Source organism: Rossellomorea sp. y25, from assembly GCF_038049935.1.
GTDB lineage: Bacteria > Bacillota > Bacilli > Bacillales > Bacillaceae_B > Rossellomorea.
On sequence record NZ_CP145886.1, the window covers coordinates 2,972,474 to 2,992,709 of the forward strand.

The 20,236-nt window shown below is 39.4% G+C and carries 24 protein-coding genes and 1 tRNA gene; 8 read left to right on the forward strand and 17 right to left on the reverse strand.

The genetic code is table 11. The annotated features are described in order from the left end of the window. Positions 1–8 precede the first annotated feature (8 nt). From comGF to comGA, 6 genes are all read right to left on the reverse strand, one after another. The gene (gene comGF, locus AAEM60_RS15040) at positions 9–512 is read right to left on the reverse strand and encodes a competence type IV pilus minor pilin ComGF (RefSeq protein WP_341356586.1); all 504 of its coding nucleotides are present in this window, start codon (positions 510–512) and stop codon (positions 9–11) included. Beyond that, positions 439–765: a hypothetical protein gene (locus AAEM60_RS15045; protein ID WP_341356587.1), complete on the reverse strand. Its 327-nt coding sequence runs from the start codon at positions 763–765 to the stop codon at positions 439–441. Before AAEM60_RS15045 ends, comGF begins: the two co-directional genes overlap by 74 nt. Beyond that, positions 749–1,189, reverse strand: a complete 441-nt coding sequence (gene comGD / locus AAEM60_RS15050; RefSeq protein ID WP_299738363.1) for a competence type IV pilus minor pilin ComGD — start codon at positions 1,187–1,189, stop codon at positions 749–751. The genes AAEM60_RS15045 and comGD overlap by 17 nt, the downstream gene beginning before the upstream one ends. Then, positions 1,189–1,494, reverse strand: coding sequence for a competence type IV pilus major pilin ComGC (gene comGC, locus AAEM60_RS15055; protein ID WP_299738365.1), 306 nt, complete (start codon positions 1,492–1,494; stop codon positions 1,189–1,191). The genes comGD and comGC overlap by 1 nt, the downstream gene beginning before the upstream one ends. 115 nt (positions 1,495–1,609) lie before the next feature. Continuing rightward, positions 1,610–2,632, reverse strand: coding sequence for a competence type IV pilus assembly protein ComGB (gene comGB / locus AAEM60_RS15060; RefSeq protein WP_299738368.1), 1,023 nt, complete (start codon positions 2,630–2,632; stop codon positions 1,610–1,612). Further along, entirely contained in the window at positions 2,616–3,656 is a 1,041-nt protein-coding gene (gene comGA / locus AAEM60_RS15065) for a competence type IV pilus ATPase ComGA (RefSeq protein ID WP_299738370.1), read from the reverse strand. The genes comGB and comGA overlap by 17 nt, the downstream gene beginning before the upstream one ends. 1,520 nt (positions 3,657–5,176) lie before the next feature. On the opposite strand from comGA, the gene AAEM60_RS15070 reads away from it, so the two are divergent. Next, positions 5,177–5,416, forward strand: a complete 240-nt coding sequence (locus tag AAEM60_RS15070) for a hypothetical protein (RefSeq protein WP_341356588.1) — start codon at positions 5,177–5,179, stop codon at positions 5,414–5,416. Positions 5,417–5,544: 128 nt separating this feature from the next. After that, on the forward strand, positions 5,545–5,781 hold the full coding sequence (locus AAEM60_RS15075) for a WGxxGxxG family protein (RefSeq protein ID WP_299738374.1): 237 nt from the start codon (positions 5,545–5,547) through the stop codon (positions 5,779–5,781). A gap of 128 nt (positions 5,782–5,909) precedes the next feature. Here AAEM60_RS15075 and AAEM60_RS15080 read toward each other — a convergent pair whose 3' ends face one another. Continuing rightward, the gene (locus AAEM60_RS15080; protein WP_341358006.1) at positions 5,910–6,506 is read right to left on the reverse strand and encodes an ATPase, T2SS/T4P/T4SS family; all 597 of its coding nucleotides are present in this window, start codon (positions 6,504–6,506) and stop codon (positions 5,910–5,912) included. Next, a complete protein-coding gene (locus tag AAEM60_RS15085) occupies positions 6,488–6,640 on the reverse strand; it encodes a hypothetical protein (RefSeq protein ID WP_299738378.1) in 153 nt (50 codons plus the stop codon). The genes AAEM60_RS15080 and AAEM60_RS15085 overlap by 19 nt, the downstream gene beginning before the upstream one ends. A 217-nt stretch (positions 6,641–6,857) precedes the next feature. Between AAEM60_RS15085 and AAEM60_RS15090 the strand changes: the two genes are divergently transcribed. Further along, positions 6,858–7,496 (forward strand): cupin domain-containing protein, encoded by a 639-nt coding sequence (locus AAEM60_RS15090; protein ID WP_299738380.1) that lies wholly within the window; start codon positions 6,858–6,860, stop codon positions 7,494–7,496. 81 nt (positions 7,497–7,577) lie between these two features. Continuing rightward, positions 7,578–7,649: transfer RNA gene (locus tag AAEM60_RS15095), tRNA-Gln, on the forward strand. A gap of 359 nt (positions 7,650–8,008) precedes the next feature. Here AAEM60_RS15095 and AAEM60_RS15100 read toward each other — a convergent pair. Beyond that, positions 8,009–8,389: a Spx/MgsR family RNA polymerase-binding regulatory protein gene (locus AAEM60_RS15100; protein WP_299738382.1), complete on the reverse strand. Its 381-nt coding sequence runs from the start codon at positions 8,387–8,389 to the stop codon at positions 8,009–8,011. A 218-nt stretch (positions 8,390–8,607) separates the two neighbouring features. Between AAEM60_RS15100 and AAEM60_RS15105 the strand changes: the two genes are divergently transcribed. Further along, positions 8,608–9,306: a helix-turn-helix domain-containing protein gene (locus AAEM60_RS15105; RefSeq protein ID WP_341356589.1), complete on the forward strand. Its 699-nt coding sequence runs from the start codon at positions 8,608–8,610 to the stop codon at positions 9,304–9,306. An 81-nt stretch (positions 9,307–9,387) separates the two neighbouring features. Then, on the forward strand, positions 9,388–9,633 hold the full coding sequence (locus AAEM60_RS15110; protein ID WP_113970494.1) for a DUF2626 domain-containing protein: 246 nt from the start codon (positions 9,388–9,390) through the stop codon (positions 9,631–9,633). A 46-nt stretch (positions 9,634–9,679) separates the two neighbouring features. Here AAEM60_RS15110 and AAEM60_RS15115 read toward each other — a convergent pair whose 3' ends face one another. Beyond that, the gene (locus AAEM60_RS15115) at positions 9,680–10,315 is read right to left on the reverse strand and encodes an MBL fold metallo-hydrolase (protein ID WP_341356590.1); all 636 of its coding nucleotides are present in this window, start codon (positions 10,313–10,315) and stop codon (positions 9,680–9,682) included. 205 nt (positions 10,316–10,520) lie between these two features. Between AAEM60_RS15115 and AAEM60_RS15120 the strand changes: the two genes are divergently transcribed. Further along, a complete protein-coding gene (locus AAEM60_RS15120) occupies positions 10,521–10,694 on the forward strand; it encodes a DUF2759 domain-containing protein (RefSeq protein ID WP_148969664.1) in 174 nt (57 codons plus the stop codon). Positions 10,695–10,902: 208 nt separating this feature from the next. Then, the gene (locus AAEM60_RS15125; RefSeq protein ID WP_044339667.1) at positions 10,903–11,256 is read left to right on the forward strand and encodes a helix-turn-helix domain-containing protein; all 354 of its coding nucleotides are present in this window, start codon (positions 10,903–10,905) and stop codon (positions 11,254–11,256) included. 57 nt (positions 11,257–11,313) lie between these two features. Here the strand turns inward: AAEM60_RS15125 and AAEM60_RS15130 are convergent, their stop codons facing one another. From AAEM60_RS15130 to AAEM60_RS15160, 7 genes are all read right to left on the reverse strand, one after another. Beyond that, complete coding sequence (locus AAEM60_RS15130) at positions 11,314–11,628, reverse strand: MTH1187 family thiamine-binding protein (RefSeq protein WP_044339666.1); 315 nt, start codon at positions 11,626–11,628, stop codon at positions 11,314–11,316. Continuing rightward, positions 11,628–12,740 carry a hypothetical protein gene (locus tag AAEM60_RS15135; RefSeq protein ID WP_341356591.1) on the reverse strand — a complete coding sequence of 371 codons (1,113 nt, stop codon included), beginning with the start codon at positions 12,738–12,740 and terminating at the stop codon, positions 11,628–11,630. Before AAEM60_RS15135 ends, AAEM60_RS15130 begins: the two co-directional genes overlap by 1 nt. 477 nt (positions 12,741–13,217) lie before the next feature. Then, positions 13,218–14,411, reverse strand: coding sequence for a M14 family metallopeptidase (locus tag AAEM60_RS15140; RefSeq protein ID WP_299738403.1), 1,194 nt, complete (start codon positions 14,409–14,411; stop codon positions 13,218–13,220). Positions 14,412–14,512: 101 nt separating this feature from the next. Next, positions 14,513–16,381 carry an LTA synthase family protein gene (locus AAEM60_RS15145; RefSeq protein WP_299738405.1) on the reverse strand — a complete coding sequence of 623 codons (1,869 nt, stop codon included), beginning with the start codon at positions 16,379–16,381 and terminating at the stop codon, positions 14,513–14,515. A gap of 359 nt (positions 16,382–16,740) precedes the next feature. Continuing rightward, positions 16,741–17,709, reverse strand: a complete 969-nt coding sequence (locus AAEM60_RS15150) for an ROK family glucokinase (RefSeq protein WP_341358007.1) — start codon at positions 17,707–17,709, stop codon at positions 16,741–16,743. Between the two features lie 5 nt (positions 17,710–17,714). Then, entirely contained in the window at positions 17,715–17,921 is a 207-nt protein-coding gene (locus tag AAEM60_RS15155) for a YqgQ family protein (protein WP_299738407.1), read from the reverse strand. Between the two features lie 793 nt (positions 17,922–18,714). After that, the gene (locus AAEM60_RS15160; RefSeq protein WP_299738409.1) at positions 18,715–20,175 is read right to left on the reverse strand and encodes a spore germination protein; all 1,461 of its coding nucleotides are present in this window, start codon (positions 20,173–20,175) and stop codon (positions 18,715–18,717) included. Between the last annotated feature and the right edge of the window lie 61 nt (positions 20,176–20,236).

Sequence of the window (20,236 nt, forward strand, 5' to 3'; positions counted from 1 at the left end):
CCTTATTGTTAAGGCATTCCTTCCCCTTGTTGGGTAGAAAAATAAAAGAATTCCCCCTCCACTCTTTCTCCACCCACAAACTCCAAATCCAGATGCACCCCCTGGATAATGGAAGCAAAGCTAAATGAATCCACTGCCTGTAGAACGACTTCATGCCCTCGATTATTTACCCTCCTCCGAAGCGATTGATTATACTTTTCATACGAAATGGATTCACCATTCACCATAAAAGAGATCTTATCGGGAGTGATCTCAACACTTTCGCCTCTCCATAATTCATACCTCAAGCTTTCATTGAATAGATTCCATTCATAATAATGTGGAGGGACCAAATCATTCTTAATAGTAGAAAAACCATTCATGATGAGAGGAATGCATAGTGAAATCATGCAAAATATTGTAAAGCTTAACAGAGACTCGATTAATGTATATCCTTTATTATCCACCCATGGAGATACATACTTCATTAGGCCCGATATCTCTTTTTTGATAATGAACACACGCTTCTTCATTCCCTCCCCCTTTCCAATCAAGCTCATACCTGACTCCTCTATATATTCTTGAATGATCCACATACTCGTGACTGACGATTGCCTTCTCCACCCCTTCTTCAAGAAACTTCAACGCCTCTACTTCATATTGCAGTCCCTTTAGTTGAGAAGCATAGTGAATGAGAAACGGAATGAACATACCGGCAATCATGAGTATACAACTGAAAGCAACCAGGGTTTCCGGAAGTGAAAAGCCTTTAGAATTCTTGTACATAAAATCTCCCTTGTCCAATTTGAAACATGAGTTGAAGGATTGTATCCCCCATCATAAAATTCACCTTGCCGAATCGGTTCGTATTCCCATTGGGAAAGAAAGTGATGTCTTCCAAGCTGTTTGACGATATGTGAATGGAAGTTGAAAGTTCTCTCGAGACAACCGTCTGTCTCGTGATCGTTTTCGCAACGTATTTATTCGATAAGGGGTAAAAGGATAAAATAATGGGAACTTGATGACTGATGCTGTAGCTTTGGATCTGATAGAGGTCTGATCGAAGCTGGGAAAGGAAGAGGTCCTTTTCATTATGTCCTTTCATGGGAAGGATGGAAAAGCTGACCCATGAGAGAAGGGTCGTGAAAATCAATAAGACGACAAGCATCTCAATGAGGGTATAACCCGCTTCCCCCGTAATATTCTTCATTAATTAGAGGTCACCTTCCCTTCAGCATCAATGGTGATGGCACTACCGTCGGGGCAGGCTTTATAATCTTCATTTAAATACCCATCTGTGACAAGCATATCTATGGTGACCGGTAGTGAATTCCCATCCATTTTGTAGGCTTCAACCTGACCTTCCACCATGTGAACAAATGCCTCGCAGCCTTTGGAGTTAATCGAACTGCTTTGGTTGGTGACGTTGGGAATCGTAATAAAAAGCAAAACAGATATGACTAACAATACAATCATCATCTCGATCAGGGTGAAACCTTTTTCATTTTTGAGCATGATATTCCTCCTTGAGTTTTGGGTATGTGTTACTGGTGTGAATGTGAACAATGCATTTGCATTAATTTGCTGGTGAGCGCTGGCCTCGGAGGTATTGGCACTTTCTAGATATTTTCTAAATCCCCTGCATCATCTGAAATAACGGCATCATAATGGAGAAGTAGATTGCCATGATGAATAGACCTACAAAAGTAAAGATCATCGGCTGGATATATTTAAGCAAAGCATTGGTATTCTCCTCTAATTCTTGAAAACATATCTCGCTATAAAGTCGCAGTTCTTCTGACAACCGTCCATTGGATTGCCCGTGGTGGACAACGATGGATAACTCTTTTTGAAAAAACGGGAGCGATGAGAAGCATTCATGAAATGGCTTCCCTTCTTTTAATCCTTTCATCAATTTTTTTGAAATGTATTGTAACGTTGGTCGGAAGGATTGACTTTCAATGATGAGCAGTGACTCAGTGATGGATACTCCACTGGTGAGAAGAAAGCTTAATTCCCTGGCAAAAAAGTGTGAGTGACCAAGCCTTAAATAATTTGACAGATACGGAATTTTGCACAGGATGACTGAGATTTTAATAGGAGAGATTCTTTGTTTGAACAGGAAGAATAATATGGTGCAGAAAAAGAGTGATAGTAAAAATGTACTAAAAATCACCGGGAAGCTTTCGATGAAGTGTAAGAGGTACTTAAGATTCGCTGAAGGTTCGTATCCTATAGAAGTATACAAAGATTGAAATCTTGGAAATAGCACCTTTCGAAGTAAGACCATCATTAAAATAGCGACGATGATAAGCATTAAAGGATACTGAATGATCTGTTGTATTTTTTGCTGGTTTTTCCTTCTTTTTATAAGATAGTTTCCCGCTTCTGATAGAGTAGGGCCCATTTCACCATGATGCTCGGCGAAATAAATTTGTGCACTGACGTTACCCGGGATGTTAAGCTGCTTGTTGATGACTGAGGAGATGGACTCTCCTTTTTGCAGTGATCCAATCATTCTCTTTTTTAATTTGATCGTATTCTTTTCTTTAGGGAGCAAGAGAAAATCGATGGCTTCCGAAAAGCTATACCCCTTTTGAAGAAGGTCTCCCAGTCTTTTAAGGAACTTACCTTGATCATCGCTTTTCTTCATGAACCCATTTCCTATATTCAAGTTCCGAAACAAATCCTAGTGCCACCCCCTTATTGATTAGCGTCTGAAGTGTGTGGTACTGATGTTGTGCTCTTTCACCTTTCGCCTCTTTCAGCACCTCCTTCAAAGCACTTCCAGTTACAATTTCATATACCGATGCCATGTGCAGATTTTTTCCTCGATGGCATTTCCCACCACACTCTGCTTTGCAAAGCGGACATACTAACTTTAGCAATCTCTGGGCTGAAACGGCCAGCAGTGTCTGTTCAATGTCATGCCACTCAATTCCTAATTCCATTAAACGATAGATCGCCCCTTTTGCATCTCTCGTATGCATCGTAGAAATTACCAAGTGACCTGTTAAGCTCGCCCTTATTGCAATCTCCGCCGTTTCCCGATCCCGGATCTCCCCCACCATGATAATATCCGGGTCGTGCCGTAAAATCGCTTTCAAGCCGGTGGAATACGTTATCCCGGCTTTTTCATTCACTTGTATCTGCACCATATCCTCATGCATCTTCTCCACGGGATCTTCCAGTGTGATCACATTACGGTTCAAGGCTGCCGAACAATGATGAACAAGGGAATACAAAGTCGTTGTTTTCCCACTGCCAGTCGGTCCTGTGAACAAAATGAGACCATGGGAATACATCAGAAGAGCAAGTAATTTTTTTGCCGAGGAAGGATATAGTGACATTTTTTCAATTGGTATTTGATATTTTTGAGGGAGTATTCGAATGACGAGACTTTCTTTTAAATGAGTCGTTGGTAAGGTAGAAATTCTGAGAGATAGGGGTGTGTTTCGGACGGTAAGGCTGAAGGATCCACTTTGAGGTTTTCGCTTTTCTCCAATGTCCATGGAGGCCATGAACTTTAAATGGGCAATTAATCGTTCTGCCTGATCTGAGTCAATGGTCTGGAATGGAACCAATGCTCCCAGCTTCCTGAATTGAATCAAGTAATCTTTGGTTCTGGGTATTAAATGAATATCTGTTGCTTCACTGCTGAAAGCTTCTCCAATCATTGCTTCCGATAGGGATTCTACTGAGTGAAAAATAAATTTGCACCACCTTTCTGTTTTCCTAACTAAAGATATACGACATCAATTTACGAAATCCTTCTTTTTTCTTTCAAAAATTTTTCTTACCATATACTTATTTATTCATAGGTAAAAATTCTTTATGCATCGCAGAAATTACCAAGTGACCAGTGAAAATAATAGGACCATGTATTAAAATTTGCTGCATTAGATTAATACACTACAAATACACTGTGGCACGCTTTAATGGTAATGATTTTCTAATTCGAAAATGAGATTATTTCGAAAAGGCATGAGATTAATATCCTCTATATAGGTCGCTTTTCACTCAAAACGTTCAAAAGTGACAAAAAAAATGCTCCATAGATATAGAGCATCAAAATAGCTAATGTTTATTTAGATTCCTTTTCAAGCAATTCAATAATTTTATCTAATTTCTTGTTAATATCATCCTTATATATTATGTATTAGATTTTTCCTTTAGTAAGATTGGAACTATTCTTGCAGATTATAAAGATTTAATCAGGATGCTAGGCGGTGTATTTTTAGTCTTTATGGTACTTTTTCTAACTGGACTTTTTGTCCCAAAGTTCATGCTTAGAGAATTTAGATTTCAATATAATAAAAGAAATACTACATTACTTAAATTCCTTATTAGTAGGTATTTTTTTCGCAGCTGGGTGGACGCCATGCGTTGGCCCCATCTTTGGTTCTATTATGTACGCTAATATGGTAAATCCAACACAAACCTTCCTAAATATTACTGCATATTCTCTCGGTTCCTGTATTCCATTTATAATAATGGAATTGTTTATAGGGGAAAGTAAGAATGTTTTTGAAGTATTCCACCATCCTCATGAAAATTGATGGATATGTGATGATTATTATTGGGTTTATGCTTTATTTCGATAAGATGGTTTATTTTGCTATATAGGGAAAAATATTTAATATTATCTTCAAGGACCTATTAAGTTAATAGAAAAATCAGCCCCTAAGTTGAGGCTGATTTTTTATTGGCTGTAACAAAGAAAGTTTTCCCCTTCGAATTTTCCACTTCAAATTGATAAGCTTCGTCCACTTTTAATTTTCTTACGATGGTCGGAAAACCATATCCTTCAGTTAAATAATCCCAGAAGTACATCACATCCAAGGTCAGCTACAAGTAAATTTATTTTTTCTGGAATAGCAAAATGTGCACGCTGTGGATCTCCTCTATCAGGTAAACACGGTTATTCGAAAAGAGCAAATAAAGAATATCGTTCTCAAGGCTATATCTGCAACAGAAAAGTTGTTGGAGCATGTAATCAACGATCTATGGCAGAACGTTATATAGAGACTCAGTTCATTAAGTATCTAAACTCATTAAATATTCCCCCCCACATTGTTGATGACGTTACTTAAGAAGATGAGATTGATGATAGCCAAGATAGAATGAACTTATTAAATAAAGAATAAATGAAATTGATAAACGGAAGAAAAAGTGGCAATATGCGTGGGTTAACGAAATGATTAGTGATGAAGATTTTTCTGTTCGTATGGAAGAGGAAAATTCTAAAGAAGCGGATGTAAATAAGCAGCTCTCTTCTCTTCAACCAGCCGGAGAAAAAATGAACACAGAGGATCTTTCAGAAATTCTCCTAGACATTAAATCAAACTGGTACAAACTTGATGCCCTAGAGAAGAAAAAGTTGCTTCAAATGTTCACTAAAAAGATTGTGGTTGATCGAGTTAGTGATCAGTTTTAAACGCAGAGTCTAGAATCTGTGCCCCATTTATATATCTTATATTTATTGCCACTCTTTTAAAAAGATAATGAATAATTTTCTCCACTTAAAGCTAAAGCTAAACCCAAACATTGAAAGGAGGGATTTAAATGACTAAAAAAATCACAATGCTAACTTGCTCTTTATTATTGTTAACAATGATGTTTACAAGTTCTATATTTGCCTATAACGGTTATGAACAAGTTAATAATGACAATCTGGATAATGGCATCAGAAATGTAGCTACTGAAAATACAAATGATGATGATGACACGGATTGGGGATGGCTAGGTCTAATTGGGTTAGCAGGTTTATTAGGTTTGAGACGACGTCGTGATGAAAAATAGACAATTTCTTGACCAAATTTTAACTTATTAAGAAACTCCTTTCTCAACTCAAAATAATGTAATACTTGAAACATGTTCATGTGAAAATCCCATTTACTTTGAACATGTTTCTTCATTTTTCATTGCGTTTATCCGGAGTTGAGTGATTCCCCCCTAAAACCATTTCTTCTTATATTTAACTCTATGCATGGTCCTTTTAATATGACTGAGTGACCTGTTAAGCTCGCCCTTATTGCGATCTCCTCCGTTTCCCGATCCCGGATCTCCCCCACCATGATAATATCCGGGTCGTGCCGTAAGATCGCTTTCAAGCAGGTGGAATACGTCATCCCGGCTTTTTCATTCACTTGTATCTGCACCATATCCTCATGCATCTTCTCCACGGGATCTTCCAGTGTGATCACATTGCGGTTCAAGGCTGCCGAACAATGATGAACAAGGGAATACAAAGTCGTTGTTTTCCCACTGCCAGTCGGTCCTGTGAACAAAATGAGGCCATGGGAATACATCAGAAGTGCAAGTAATTTTTTTGCCGAGGCAGGATATAGTGACATTTTTCCAATTGGTATTTGATATTTTTGAGGGAGTATTCGAATGATGAGACTTTCTTTTAGGTGAGTCGTTGGTAAGGTAGAAATTCTGAGAGATAGGGGCGTGTTTCGGACGGTAAGGCTGAAGGATCCACTTTGAGGTTTTCGTTCATGAACTATAAATGGGTAATTAATCGTTCTGCCTGGTTTGAGTCAATGGTCTGGAATGGAACCAATGCTCCCAGCTCCCTGAATTGAATCAAGTAATCTTTGGTTCTGGGTATTAAATGAATATCTGTTGCTTCACTGCTGAAAGCTTCTCCACTCATTGCTTCCGATAGGGATTCCACTGAGTGAAATATAAATTAACACCACCTTTCTGTTTTCCTAACTAAAGATATACGACATCAATTTGCAAAATCCTTCTTTCATAGATAAAACTTCTTTATTAATCATGTGACTCCATTTAGTCATTCACACATTCCTTCTTCGCCCATATATATAAAAAGAATATAAACACAAAATTGAAAGTGGTGACGATACCCCATGAGTAAATACATGGATTACACTTCTCCTGAAGCACAATTCTTTTTTGATGTTAATAAAAGTCCCTTATTTAAAAAAGATGATCAGAACTTAATCAATATCTTAGGGGTAAATCAATTGAATACATTGGATAACAGCTCACTACTTGATATCTATTTAAGTAAACATAATTTTGTGGAACCTCACTATCATCAGAACGCAGCTGAACTGGTCTATTGCATTTCTGGTGGAGCTACTGTTTCCATGCTCAATCCATATACGAAGCAGGTTCTAAATTACCGTATTTCTCCAGGACAGGTGACCAATGTCCCACAAGGCTGGTGGCATTATGAGGAGGCAACCCAGGACCACACCCACCTCTTGGCCATATTTAATGCACCTACCCCAGAAGTAGTTTTAGGTTCTGATATCTTAAAATTCACACCATCAAGCGTCATGGCTTACAACTATTGTATGGATGAAGCTGAATGGATAAAAACTACAGAAAAAGTGAAACCAACCACCTACATCGGTCCCAGTTGCTTAGAACCTCAAAGGCATTCACCTAAACGACAGTCCCATTTCGCCTATTCCCCATACCACTATCAATACCAGCCGAACCCTTATTATTACCGTCAGTGCATTCCGAAAACCATTTAGAAAGCGGAAGGGAACTTTTTTTAAAACTATTGAATAGAATTTCAAAATACAACCATACTATATTTTGTAAAGACGACTCAATGGGCTATAGCCAAGCGGTAAGGCATCGCACTTTGACTGCGACACGCGTTGGTTCGAATCCAGCTAGCCCAGTTAGAAAAGCGGAAGGGCTTTGCTCAGAGGCGACAAGCATAAGATGAGGCACCCGGAAAGGCGTTTTTTGCCTTTTTGGGTGCCTTAGCTTATGACCTCGAGCCTCTAAGCCCTGGAGCTGGACAAATTAAAAGCGGAGGCGGCTTGCTCAGCCCCGACAAGCATAAGGCGAAGCTGCCATAAAGGCGGCTTTTTGCCTTTTTGGCTGCTTTGACTTATGACCTCGAGCCTCTAAGCCCTGGAACTGGACAATTTAAAAGCGGAGGCGGCTTGCTCAGCCCCGAAACCACATTGAAAAAGGCTGGCACTTTTCATAAAGTGCCGGCCTTTTTCAATACAACCATTTTTCCATTATACATTTAACTACTTTTCTTCAACGATCTGTTCTTATTCGCAAGGCTCTGTAATCCATCTGGATTGTAGCCGACCACCAGCTTTTTCCCGTCTGTTAACAAGGGTCTGCGGAGAAGTTTTGGCTCATCAATAATTAATTTGATCACTTCCGATAGAGGTAAATCGTTCACGTCTTTCCCCAAATCTTTGAAGGTTTGACTCCTTGTAGCCAATATTTCATCGAGTCCATCGGTTGTTAGGGATAGAAGCTCCATCAGTTCTTTATGTGTAGGCGTCTCTCTGAATAGATGTCTTTCATCAAAATCAACGGAATGTGCATTTAACCATTTTTTGGCTTTTCGGCAAGAGGTACAGCTTGGATAAGTAAAAAATGTCAGGTTATTCACTTTCATGACCTCCTTAAATTTAAACTTGCTTGTTTATGATTTGTTAAACATATTGTATATTAGTTGTATAACTTTTGTACAGTAATATCCCCTGGAAATTTGTGAACTTTTTTAAAACACTCGATCAATCAAGCTATATTAGGCTTTCCTTGCATATCCATTCTTTTTCTTGAAGCTTATAATAGAGTTATAACCAACAAAAATGAGGTGTTCCTTGAATGGATATGACACTGAAGGTTACAAGTGCACTTTCAGACCCTACCAGGTATTCCATTTACTTGTTCATTAGCGAGAGAAAACAAGAGGTATCGGTTCAAGACATTGCCGAAGAGTTTCATATTCACCCCAATGTTGCTCGACTACACCTAGCGAAGCTTGAAGAGATTCGAGTGCTGCAATCAGAATATGTAAAGACAGGTAAAGGCGGCAGGCCCGGCAAACGATATATCCCTTCTGAAGAAGTCGTGCAATTATCGTTTCCTCCTCGTGACTTCCGTTTACTTAGCAGTCTCACCATTGCTTCATTAGCTAAGCTTGGAGAAGAAGGTTTTAAGGCTCTGGTGGAAACGGGTTATGAGTACGGTAAAAGCCTGGTGAACCCCTACCTTCAAAGTCATAACCTATCCCTAATTGAATTATCACAAGCTGAAAAGTTACATATTTTATCGGAGATTAGCACATCAATCGGTTTTACTTTGGATGAGTCAATGACTGATGCAGATCAAATCAAGTTCCACTATGATCATTGCCCTTTTAATGAAAATGCCCAGTTGGAACCCATGTTCATATGCGGTTTACACAACGCCTTACTAAAAGGAATGTTTGAAACTCTATACTCTGTGGAAGAATTTAAACAAGAGGAAAATATGATAAATGACTGTTCCACGTGTAGATATCACGTAATCGTCACAAACTAAAAGCAAACGGATATTTACTTTTATGGTAGTATTCATTTATAATATTGAATGATGGACTTAGGGTGTAAAGGAGGGTTACATATGGATCGTATGTTTAGAGTTCTTGGATTTTGGACTGGTATTTTTGCTGTAATGTTCTATCTTGGTGATATGACCACGACATCATTAATCTTTTTAGGCCAAACAGGATTCTTCATTATGCTAAGCTATTTAAAACTGTCCGAACGTATGTATATTTATATTTTCGGTGCTTACTTAACAGTGTTCTTTGCTGGATTTACTTATTGGACGACCTTTATGATGACTCCGGGTGCAGGAGGACACTAAAAAAATTCCCTTTAGCTTATGGCTAAAGGGAATTTTTTTGTACAATTTAAAACCCATTCAAAAATGGATTTGAATCCATCTCACCTTCAATCGACGTTTCCGGTCCGTGGCCGGGTAGAACCGTCGTAGTCTCAGGCAACGTTAACAATTTGTCATGAATGCTTGTCAGCAGCTCCTTATGATTCCCACCAGGCAAATCGGATCGCCCGATGCTGCCCATAAATAACGTATCTCCAGCTAATACAATTTCACTTTCTTGTACATAATAAGAAATACTACCAGGTGAATGACCAGGCGTTTCAAATAATTGCAGCTGAAAATCGCCTATCGACAGTTTTTTTTCAGTTGTTAGTATGTAGTCAGCAGGCTTCAATCTAATCAGTTCACCCATCATGAACAATTGAGATCCATTTAATGCAGGATCTAGTAACCACTGAGCTTCTTTCTCGTGAACATATACAGGAATACCATAGTTGTCCCGTACTGGATCAACCGCTCCAATATGATCAAAATGAGCGTGAGTAAGGAGAATGGCTAACGGAGTTAACGATTGACTCTCCAACCATTGAATCAACTTCTCCCCTTCACCGCCTGGATCGATGACTAAGCATTCATTTTTTGTGTTCCACAGGATATAGCAGTTCGTTTGTAAAGGTCCTAAAGGAATTTGTTTCCACTGCACCGTTTCCACCTCCAATTGTGATACTATTATTGTAGCAGAACTTATGGCATCATAAAAATTTGGCAGATAAACCCGCCATAGAAGTTTCAAATTTTCGACCTCGACAAACAGAGGAAAAAAATATAAAATGTTAATGAGTGCATTTATGTACATATGATTATTAAGCGCAGTAGTAAATCGCATTTTAATGAAAGGGGTCATATAAATGGGTCTTGTAATTATTACAGCATTGGTTACATTATTAGCGTTATTTGCAGTAGTAAGCACTTTCAAAAACAAGAACGCTATGGGAATTCTTTTCTCACTGGCGACACTGGGTGTTTTTGGTTGGTTTACAATTATGACTGTCCTTCACTCTGGTTACCCAGGTGGTCATTAATCAAACAAATGAATGATAGTAAAAAAGCCTCCCGTTTCTTGACGGAAGGCTTTTTTACTATCATCAAGGGCACCCTAAGGTAATGTAGGCACCAAAAAGTACCCTATGGACTTTTATAGTGGGTACATTATAATAAATATGAATATGTAGCCCATTCTATTTGTAAAAGGATCACATCTTTTACATGTAAGGGATAGGAGGTTCATCGATGAAAAAATACAATATACCTGTAGAAGCTTCCTTGGAAGTTATTGGAGGCAAGTGGAAAGTCGTGATTCTCTGTCATTTGATTAAAAGCAAGCGAAGAACGAGTGAATTGAAAAAATTAATGCCTGGAATCACTCAGAAGATGTTGACTCAGCAGCTAAGGGAACTGGAAGCAGATGGAGTAATCAACAGAATTATTTATAATCAAGTTCCTCCCAAAGTGGAATATGAATTAACAGAATACGGCTGGTCTTTAAAAGGACCTCTGGATATGCTATGTGCATGGGGTGAACAGCATATAGAGAAAACCTATCCTGACAAAAGTGAAGTGTTAGTCGAAAGTGAAGAAGTATGATTTTCATAAGATAAAAGGGGTGAGTATCCTTTAAGGTACCCACCCCTTTTCCGGCTCTTAATGATCTAATTTACTCTGAACAGAAGATAACTTTCCTTCCATTGTCGTTTTCTTATCTCGACGGTCATCAATTCTGATATTTGTCGCTACCCTCTTGATTCCCTGTTTGAAAGGTGATTCATGAATGTCTTGAATGACCTGAAACAAAACAGGAAGTTCTCCCTCTATAATCGTATTCATTGGAGTAAGTTGAAAACGTATTTTCCCTTCTTCTTCATACCCCTTAAGAATTCTATGTAGATCCGCTACATAAGAACTTACACTTGGAGATTCCGTTCCGATTGGTATAACTGTAACATCTACTATTGCCATTACATATCTGCTCCTTCTTCTTTCAGTAGTTGAATGATGTTTGAGTTCGTCAAAACGATTACTTTCTCAAGTTGATTTCCATATAAACAATATTCCCCATTTGGTGAACATTGTATAGGCTCTAAAGGCAGGTCATCAAACAAAACGTCTTCTTTTCCCGAAACCGTGTCCCACTTCATCAATGAGAATGTTCCAGTGTACGTATCAAAAGAGCCTGGTTCATTTGCCTTGAATGTTATCAAATGACCCTTCCCACCTATCATATCATAATATGGGATTAACCAATCAGAATAACGGCTCAAGAGATCTACTGTGAATTCTGCCTGAATCTCACCACTTGAAGTGATGAATTGATACGTAAACGGTCCCTCTTCTTCCCGGGAAAAGATAGATAATAAAGAATCATCGAATTGATTAAAGTGGACACTGGAATCCACTATCATTTCTTTCCCCCCGTCGACAACATTCTGAGATAGCAGGGGAGCTGAAACGCTGATCTCATCCGTATTCCAATCTTGAAAAAGAACGGAAGAGTCCGAATGCCACTGTACAAATGGCTGTTCAACATCAATAGGATCCATTATCCCTTTTTCTACATCAATACGAAAGACTTGAAAGCTCCAATCTTCACTGAAGCTGGTCATTAACAAAGCATTGTCATCAAACTTGCTCCATGAGTGAGTTAATTCATAAGACGGGACATCCTCCTCTTGGAACAACACTTCGCCTCCCCTGTCAATAATAGTCACTTGCGCTGAATAAGATACAGGAGCTGAATGGATGAGTATTTTTTCCTTATCTGGTGAAATGCTTGCGCTCACATATGAAGATGGAATCTCGTAAATTTTCATATTGCTACCATCGTAAAGATTATAAATATAGAACGAGGTTTGACCATCCTCATTTTGCACGGTTAGAATTTCCGAATCCGAAAGCCAGCCGATGTTTTCTACAAAGCTGTCAGAGGTAAGAATTTCTGCAACGATCTCTTTCTTTTCAGTCTTCTCTTTCTCAGAGGGAGAAGTTTGAGTTTCTTCAGGTTGACAAGCTGACAACCAAAGAATACTCAACAGTAAACATATCAAAACACTTACCTTTTTGTTATTAATCATACCCTTCTCCCTCCCTCAATTTATTCCATATTAATAAGTACGTTTAAAAGAAGAAAATGTTTCAATTTCATTAAAAAAATTACAAAAATTCAAAAAAGTGATGACCGGATGTTCACTCGCACATCATTCGGGTCACCACAATCGGCTATTCTTTAAGTAGGATGATGATTTATTTTACTCCTGATTTTCACTTTCTACAATAGTTATTTTTGGAACATGCCAAAAGATTTTTCGAGTGATTTTTTATCATAAGTCGAATTTTATAGCAATCATGTCGCCTTAAGGCAAAGGACGCCTTTCCGGCATGTTCGTCTTATGCTTGCCGCCTCTGAACGAGCCGCCTCCGCTTTTGTTTCATCCAGCTCCTGCGGCTAGAGCCTCGACGTCATAAGTCAAACATGCCAAAAAGGCAAAGGACGCCTTTCCGGCATGTTCGTCTTATGCTTGTCGCCTCTGAACGAGCCGCCTCCGCTTTTGTTAGTACCACCGATAAATCGATACTAGGAAGATTCCGAGCATATCCTGGTAGATTTCGTTGAATTGAGAGAGAGGCAAGGGGTTTATACCTTTTCCTAACTCTATGGTAAACCCCGCTTTTTTGAATTCTTTAATAAACCAATCCTTGTAGCCCGCGTAGCTATCTATATATCTGACAGATTCATACCCGCTCACTCTGTTAAAATCCGCTGCCAACTTGGCGGCTTCCGGAGGTTCCAAGCCCTCGTAGCCCCAATAGAATTCTTTCCCTTGAGTGTGGAGGGCTAACAGCCGGTCAAACATTTCTTCTTGAGCCAGCTTAGCCATAGCGATTGTTTCAGGTTCTGAAAGAGGCTTATATCCTGGGAAATCTCTCGGAGCTGGTGATTTTTCTTCCTTTCTCCCTTTCTCCAACTCCCATTTGGCTGGAAATTGGTTATTCAGGTCTACTCCTCTTATATTTGCTTTCCATCCAGTAAAATCTGTACTTCCCCGATTGATTTCAATTAATTCTTTTCTTCTATCGACAGGTGGTCCGTTCAAAACGAGGTCCACTCCGTCCGGATTAACCATAGGTACAAACGAGATGGTCACCAACCCATATAAGGGAAGGGTCTGAATTCCTCTCATGAGGTTCCCATTCGTTAACGATAGCAAATAGTCATTAATAAACGTCATCAATATGGAGGTGGTAATCCATTCATTCGCATGAAAGGATGCATCTATGTGAACCTTTCTCTTTCCGGTACCCACTCTCATTTCAATGAGATCTTTTCCCAGTACACTTTCTCCTACTGAGTTTAACTTGATGAACGGATAGATCTCTTTTAGTTGTTTCACGTCATCCTCAAACGCTTTTGAACTATAGGCTTGTTTCCCATTTACTATCGGGGTAACGACTCTCGATGGCAGAAAAATACTTGAACCTATTTGCAAACTATTTGGATTGACTCCTTCGTTCAAGAGGAGTAGGGCGTCTACTCCTATATTCCGCTGCTCCGAAAGGGTCCAGAATGAATCTCCACTTTTAATTGAGTAGCTTTCTTTTCTAAATCCAGGGAGCTCTATCTCTGTCCCTATCTTCAATCCATTTGGATCAACAGAAGGGTTCGAATCAATGATTAATTGAATTGGAATATAAAACAGCTGACTGTAGTACCAAAAGGAATCACCACTGCGAACTTTCACTTTCATGAAGGAACCTCCCCATTCATATGTCCTTACTTACATGTATGAATGGTTCAATAATTCATGACAAAAAAAGCTTGCGAATCTCTTCGCAAGCTCTGTCTTACTTATTCTTCTTTACTTTCGGTTTCACCGTAAAAGCGAAGGAGGTCTCCATTGATGATCTTATCAGAGTATCCTAACTCCTCATTTACACGTTCTTTATATGGCTCACAGTATTTCATATCCGTTGTTTCTTCTGTTTCCTTATCCCAGCATTTTTCACCAGCAAAAACATAGTCCTCAGTAATGAAACGCCCATCACGCAGAATGGCAAGGTCTTCGTGCTGACTGGAGAAGAGATCTGAACCAAATTGGATGTCCTTCTTCGTGTCGATACCTAAAAGGTGCAAAATGGTTGGTTTCAAGTCAATTTGCCCGGAAACTTTAGAAATGGTCTTACCTTCCTGTCCAGGAACGTGAATAATCATTGGGACCTGTTGAAGCTGGGTGCTTACAAATGGCGTTACCTCTTTACCTAAATATTGACTCATCGCTTTATTATGGTTTTCAGAAATACCATAGTGATCTCCGTACATCACGATAACGGAGTTTTCATATAATCCTGATTCCTTTAAGTCTGTAATGAAGTTCTTAACAGCTTCATCCATGTAACGAACCGTTTGGAAATAACGATTGACCGTACCATCTTTGGAGGTGTAAGGATCAATTAGCTTATCTTCTTCATCTAATGTGAATGGATAGTGGTTCGTTAATGTAATCATCTTCGTACTGAACGGTTGAGGCATCTCTTTCATATGCTCGACAGATTGTTCAAAGAATGGGATATCCTTCATACCCCAGTTAACAGAATTCTCTTCCGTTACTTCATAATCCGGTAAAGAGTAGAAGCGTTCGTATCCTAAGGAATCATACATTATGTCACGATTCCAGAAGCTTTTATTGTTTGCGTGCATGGCCGTGGTAAAGTATCCATTTTCTCCAAGCTTTTCTGTCATGGATTCAAACTCATTTCCTGAATGAGTGAAGAATACTGCTCCCCGGTTCAATGGGTAAAGGGAATTATCGAGTATAAACTCGGAGTCAGACGTTTTCCCTTGCTGGGTTTGATGATAAAAATGATCAAAGTAGTAGCTTTCTCCAATAAACTCATTAAGGAAAGGTGTAATTTCCTGACCGTTCATTTCACTATTAATGACAAAGTTCTGAAGGGACTCGAGTGATACAATGATTAAGTTCTTGTCCTTTGCAACCCCGAACATTTCTTTATCAGGCTCGATGTAACTTGCGCGGACATAGTTATCAATATCCGCTAATTCGCTGCCGTCAGCCATTGCCCGTTGAGCGGAAGACTTAGATTGCAAGAAAATATCATACACATGATAATTATACGTTCCGATATTCTTTACTAACATTTCACGATCGAACGTTCTGGTTAGAAGCTGCGGTCTTTCTGATTCCGCCAAGCCCAGGTTAAAGAATACCAATGCCGTTGCAACCAGGAAATACGCACGTCGATTCGCCCGGCTGTAGTTTTGTAAAGAAAACCATGTTGGCTTTAATTTGATAATAAGGATCAATACAATGACATCTGTAAAATAGAATAAATCCTTCCAGCTCATAATGGCGCTGGCACTTGTGCCTAAATCAGAAAAATTGCTTGTTTGAAAAAGGACAGGGAGTGTCAGGAAGTCATCAAAAAATCGATAGAAAACAACGTTTCCGTATAGAACAAACGAGAGGACGAAGCTGGCAGCGATAATATATCGGGTCCGAGACTTATCCTTCTTAAGAAGTAACCCTACTCCGAAGATAAATAGTAAGAAACTCAGTGGGTTGATAAAGAGTATAAGTTCTTGAAGTGTACTCTCTATTTTTATATCAAAACTAGTTTTATAGACAATATACGTTTTAATCCAAAGAAGCAATGCAGCGATGATAATAAGAGAAGCTTTTGGTGTCTTTTTCAATTTCATTTAGTCAACCTCCTTGCTACAAACGGTTCGTTCGTATGTAACACATTCATGTAATGTTTTTATTGGTAAAATAAGGTAATTTTCAAAACGCAGCCTTGAACATCTTAATACTTTTTTTACAATACGTCAAACTCCATTTCACATTGTACGTGTACAATTAATATTTAAGTCTTATTCTCTTACCCATACTATTAGACGATTGAAACCGTTAAAAGTTTCAAAATAACTATATTTCTTCAAAACGGTTCTAATGTCCCTAAGTCTTAAGGACTACCAATTCATTGCTAGATTCACAGAAAAAAGAACCCTCCTTTTCAGGAAAGCTCTTTTTTCTTGAATAACTATCTATTTTGTTACCATCAGATTTTATTCTTTACTAACCAGGCTGCCCCGATCACTCCCGCATCATTTCCGAGGGTAGCGATACTCAAGTTAGTTGAAGTACGGACGGTTGGGAATGAGAACTGTTTGAAATATTTCACAACCGGGGTTAATAATATATCACCTGCTTTAGAAACCCCTCCACCGATGACGATCTTTTCCGGATTCAGTGCATTCCCTAAATTTGCGAGGGATAATCCTAAATAGAAGGCTAATTGATCAATGACTTCAATAGCAAGTGCATCATGCTCTCTGGCTGCATCAAAGATATCCTTTGCGCTGACTGTACCATGGGACTCCCTGATTTCACGAAGTACAGACGTTTTCGTTGTCGCATCCAGTTTTTCATTTGCGAGACGAACGACTCCAGTCGCAGAAGCAACCGTTTCCAAGCATCCTGTCTTCCCACAGTTACATTGGAATCCACCTTCTGGAACAACCGTAATATGCCCGATTTCACCACCTGCACCTTTCACACCGTGCACGACATCTCCATTGGTTATAACTCCACCGCCAACACCTGTACCGAGTGTCACACAAACGATATCCTTCGCGCCGTCTCCTGCACCTTTCCACATTTCACCTAATGCTGCGCAGTTTGCATCATTATCGATAACGGCTGATAAACCTGTTTCCATTTCAAGTAAATCCTTTAATGGTGTGTTCTTGTCCCAGCCTAAATTAACCGCTTCGTAAATGATTCCTTTTGCCATATCGACCGGTCCCGGTGCACCCATTCCGATCCCGATTAGTTTCTCTTTGGATTGATCTAATAGTTCCAGCTTCTTATCAATCGCTTTGGCAATATCTACAATGATATTCTTCCCATTCTCAGATTTATCAGTTGGGATTTCCCATTTATGTAAGAGCTCACCGTACTTATTCAAGAACGCGATTTTTGTCGTCGTTCCTCCTAAATCTACACCAACCAACCACTTTTCTGTCATCATTATCACCTGTCCTGTTTCTCTTTTTCAATTTCTATTTCATGTCGCAACAACAACAAAGCTGTTTGAAAATCCCTCGTGTCAATCAGCTGGGATTGATAAAGTTCTATTAATTCGCCTTCCATAAGTTGCAGGTCAGAAAGACGATGCCCAACATATATAATGGTCCCGTAACTTTTTAATAACTGCTGGATATCATAAATCGTTTTCATATCATACACCCTGCTTTCCATCATTCACATTAAAGTATAAGTGAAAATCCCCATCTTCTCAATATGCAGCTGTCAAATATCCATTATAGGTTCTTTCCCAAAGATTGTTTTATTACAAGTCCCTTTACGTAAAGGTTGTTGCTATCTTAGAGAAGAAAGTAATAGTTGATTTCCGCTACAGGATGCTCGCTTTCCGCGGGGCTGGCCCCTCGAGGTCATAAGCTAAATGGTCCAAGAAGGCAAAGAACGCCTTCTTAGGCCCATTCATCTTATCTTGTCGGGGCTGAGCAAGCCGGCTATTCCCGCAGGAGTCGAGCATCCTGCAGCGAGAATCAACTTTCTAAGCATGTATCCTTAAAAAATCCAGTAAAAACAAGAACTTTAGCAAACAACTTGAAGTGGTTAAAGGAAAATATCCCAATTGAGAAAGAACTATTTTAATTAGTTGGTTAATGACGACTCCCCTCACCATCGTAAAAAGATTTTTCGTTATAGAGTTTAATAGTGACAATAACAAAAATAGTGAGTCAGAATGTAGTAGCACAGAGTGGATTGTAGCGGAAGGCACTTGACTCCTGCGGGAAATAGAGGAAAGGTCGAGACCCCGCAGGGCAAAGCCTGAGGAGGCTCGACTTCCTCCCCGCGGAAAGCAAGTGCCTGGAGCGGAAAGGAACGGTCTACATTTTGTTCGCAAATCGCTGTTACAAGAAAAAATTATGAACAGAGCCTATCTAAAAAACAAAAAAAGATCTCCCTAATGGAATATCCATTAAGAAAATCTCTCCAACTTATATTAACGATCGGGATCTTTCGGGTGCAGGAATCGTGGTCTTCTGTTTTTTAAAGGCATAGGCGAACGCAGGAATACATCCCTGAATGCTCTTAAATTAAACGGAATAAATGGCCACATATACGGAATGTCAAAGGATTTCATTCTTGAAAGCATAATAATCCATAGCAGTATACCCACAACAAATCCATACACCCCAAATAATGCAGTACAGATCAACAAGAAAATCCTGACTAACCGATTTGCTAAGCTCATCTCATAGCTTGGCGTTGCAAAGGTACCGATCGCTGCAATGGCGAGGTAAAGAATGACTTCATTAATTAAGAGGCCCACTTCCACCGCCACTTGTCCAATCATTAACGCCGCCACGAGACCCAGGGCCGTTGCTAACGAAGAAGGGGTATGAATGGCAGCCATCCGCAGGATATCGATCCCGACTTCAATAATCAGAAATTGAAGAAATAAAGGAACTTCTCCTGCATCGTTGGGACCTACATACCTCATTGCTTCCGGCAATAGCTCAGGTTGGATCGCAAATAAATAATAAAGAGGCAATAAGAAAATCGAGCTCCAGACAGCGATAAACCTCACAAAACGAAGGTAAGCTCCTACAGACGGCTTGTTTCTATATTCTTCTGCATGTTGAAGATGATGCCAAAAGGTTGTAGGGGTAATCAACACACTCGGTGAACCGTCCACCATAATGATGACGTGGCCTTCGTATAAATGTGCGGCGGCTGTATCCGGCCTTTCCGTATACCTGACCATAGGATACGGATTCCAGTGCCTGCCTGCAATAAACTCCTCCAGAGTCTTCTCACCCATGGGAAGACCATCTGTGTCGATCTTCGAAAGTGCATCTTTGATTTTATGGACTAAATTTGGATCGGCAATGTCTTCGATATAACTGACGACTATATCCGTTTTTGATCTTCTTCCTATTTGCATATATTCCATTCGAAGTGAAGGGTCACGAACTCTCCTTCTAGTTAACGCGGTGTTAAACACAATCGTTTCTACATATCCATCTCTAGATCCTCTCACAACCCGTTCAATATCCGGTTCCTGTGGACCTCTGACTGGGTATGTTCTTGCATCAATCATAATGACCTTATCAATGCCATCCACCACAAGGGCTGTAGGACCTGCCAATACTAAATCGATCACTTGGTTCAGATCATCCACTTGTTCGATCTCTATATAAGGAATGTACGTCTTCAATAATTTTTCTAAAGTATCTTCTTCTAATTGCTCAGGACTAAGTCCCGATAAGAGCTTCATAAGATAATGCATAATATCATCTTTAACAAAGCCATCCACTAAAAACATCGCCATTTTTCTCTCAGCATACTCCAGATCCAATTGAATGACATCAAAGCTTTTGTCTACTGCTAAGGTATCCCTTAGATAATTGGTGTTTTCTTCAATCTGAGTAGAGACAGGCTTTTTCTTTTGTTTTGTCATTAGCCTTCACTCCCAATACCTTTACATGAATTTCCATCTTTACCATCCTAGACAAAGAAGC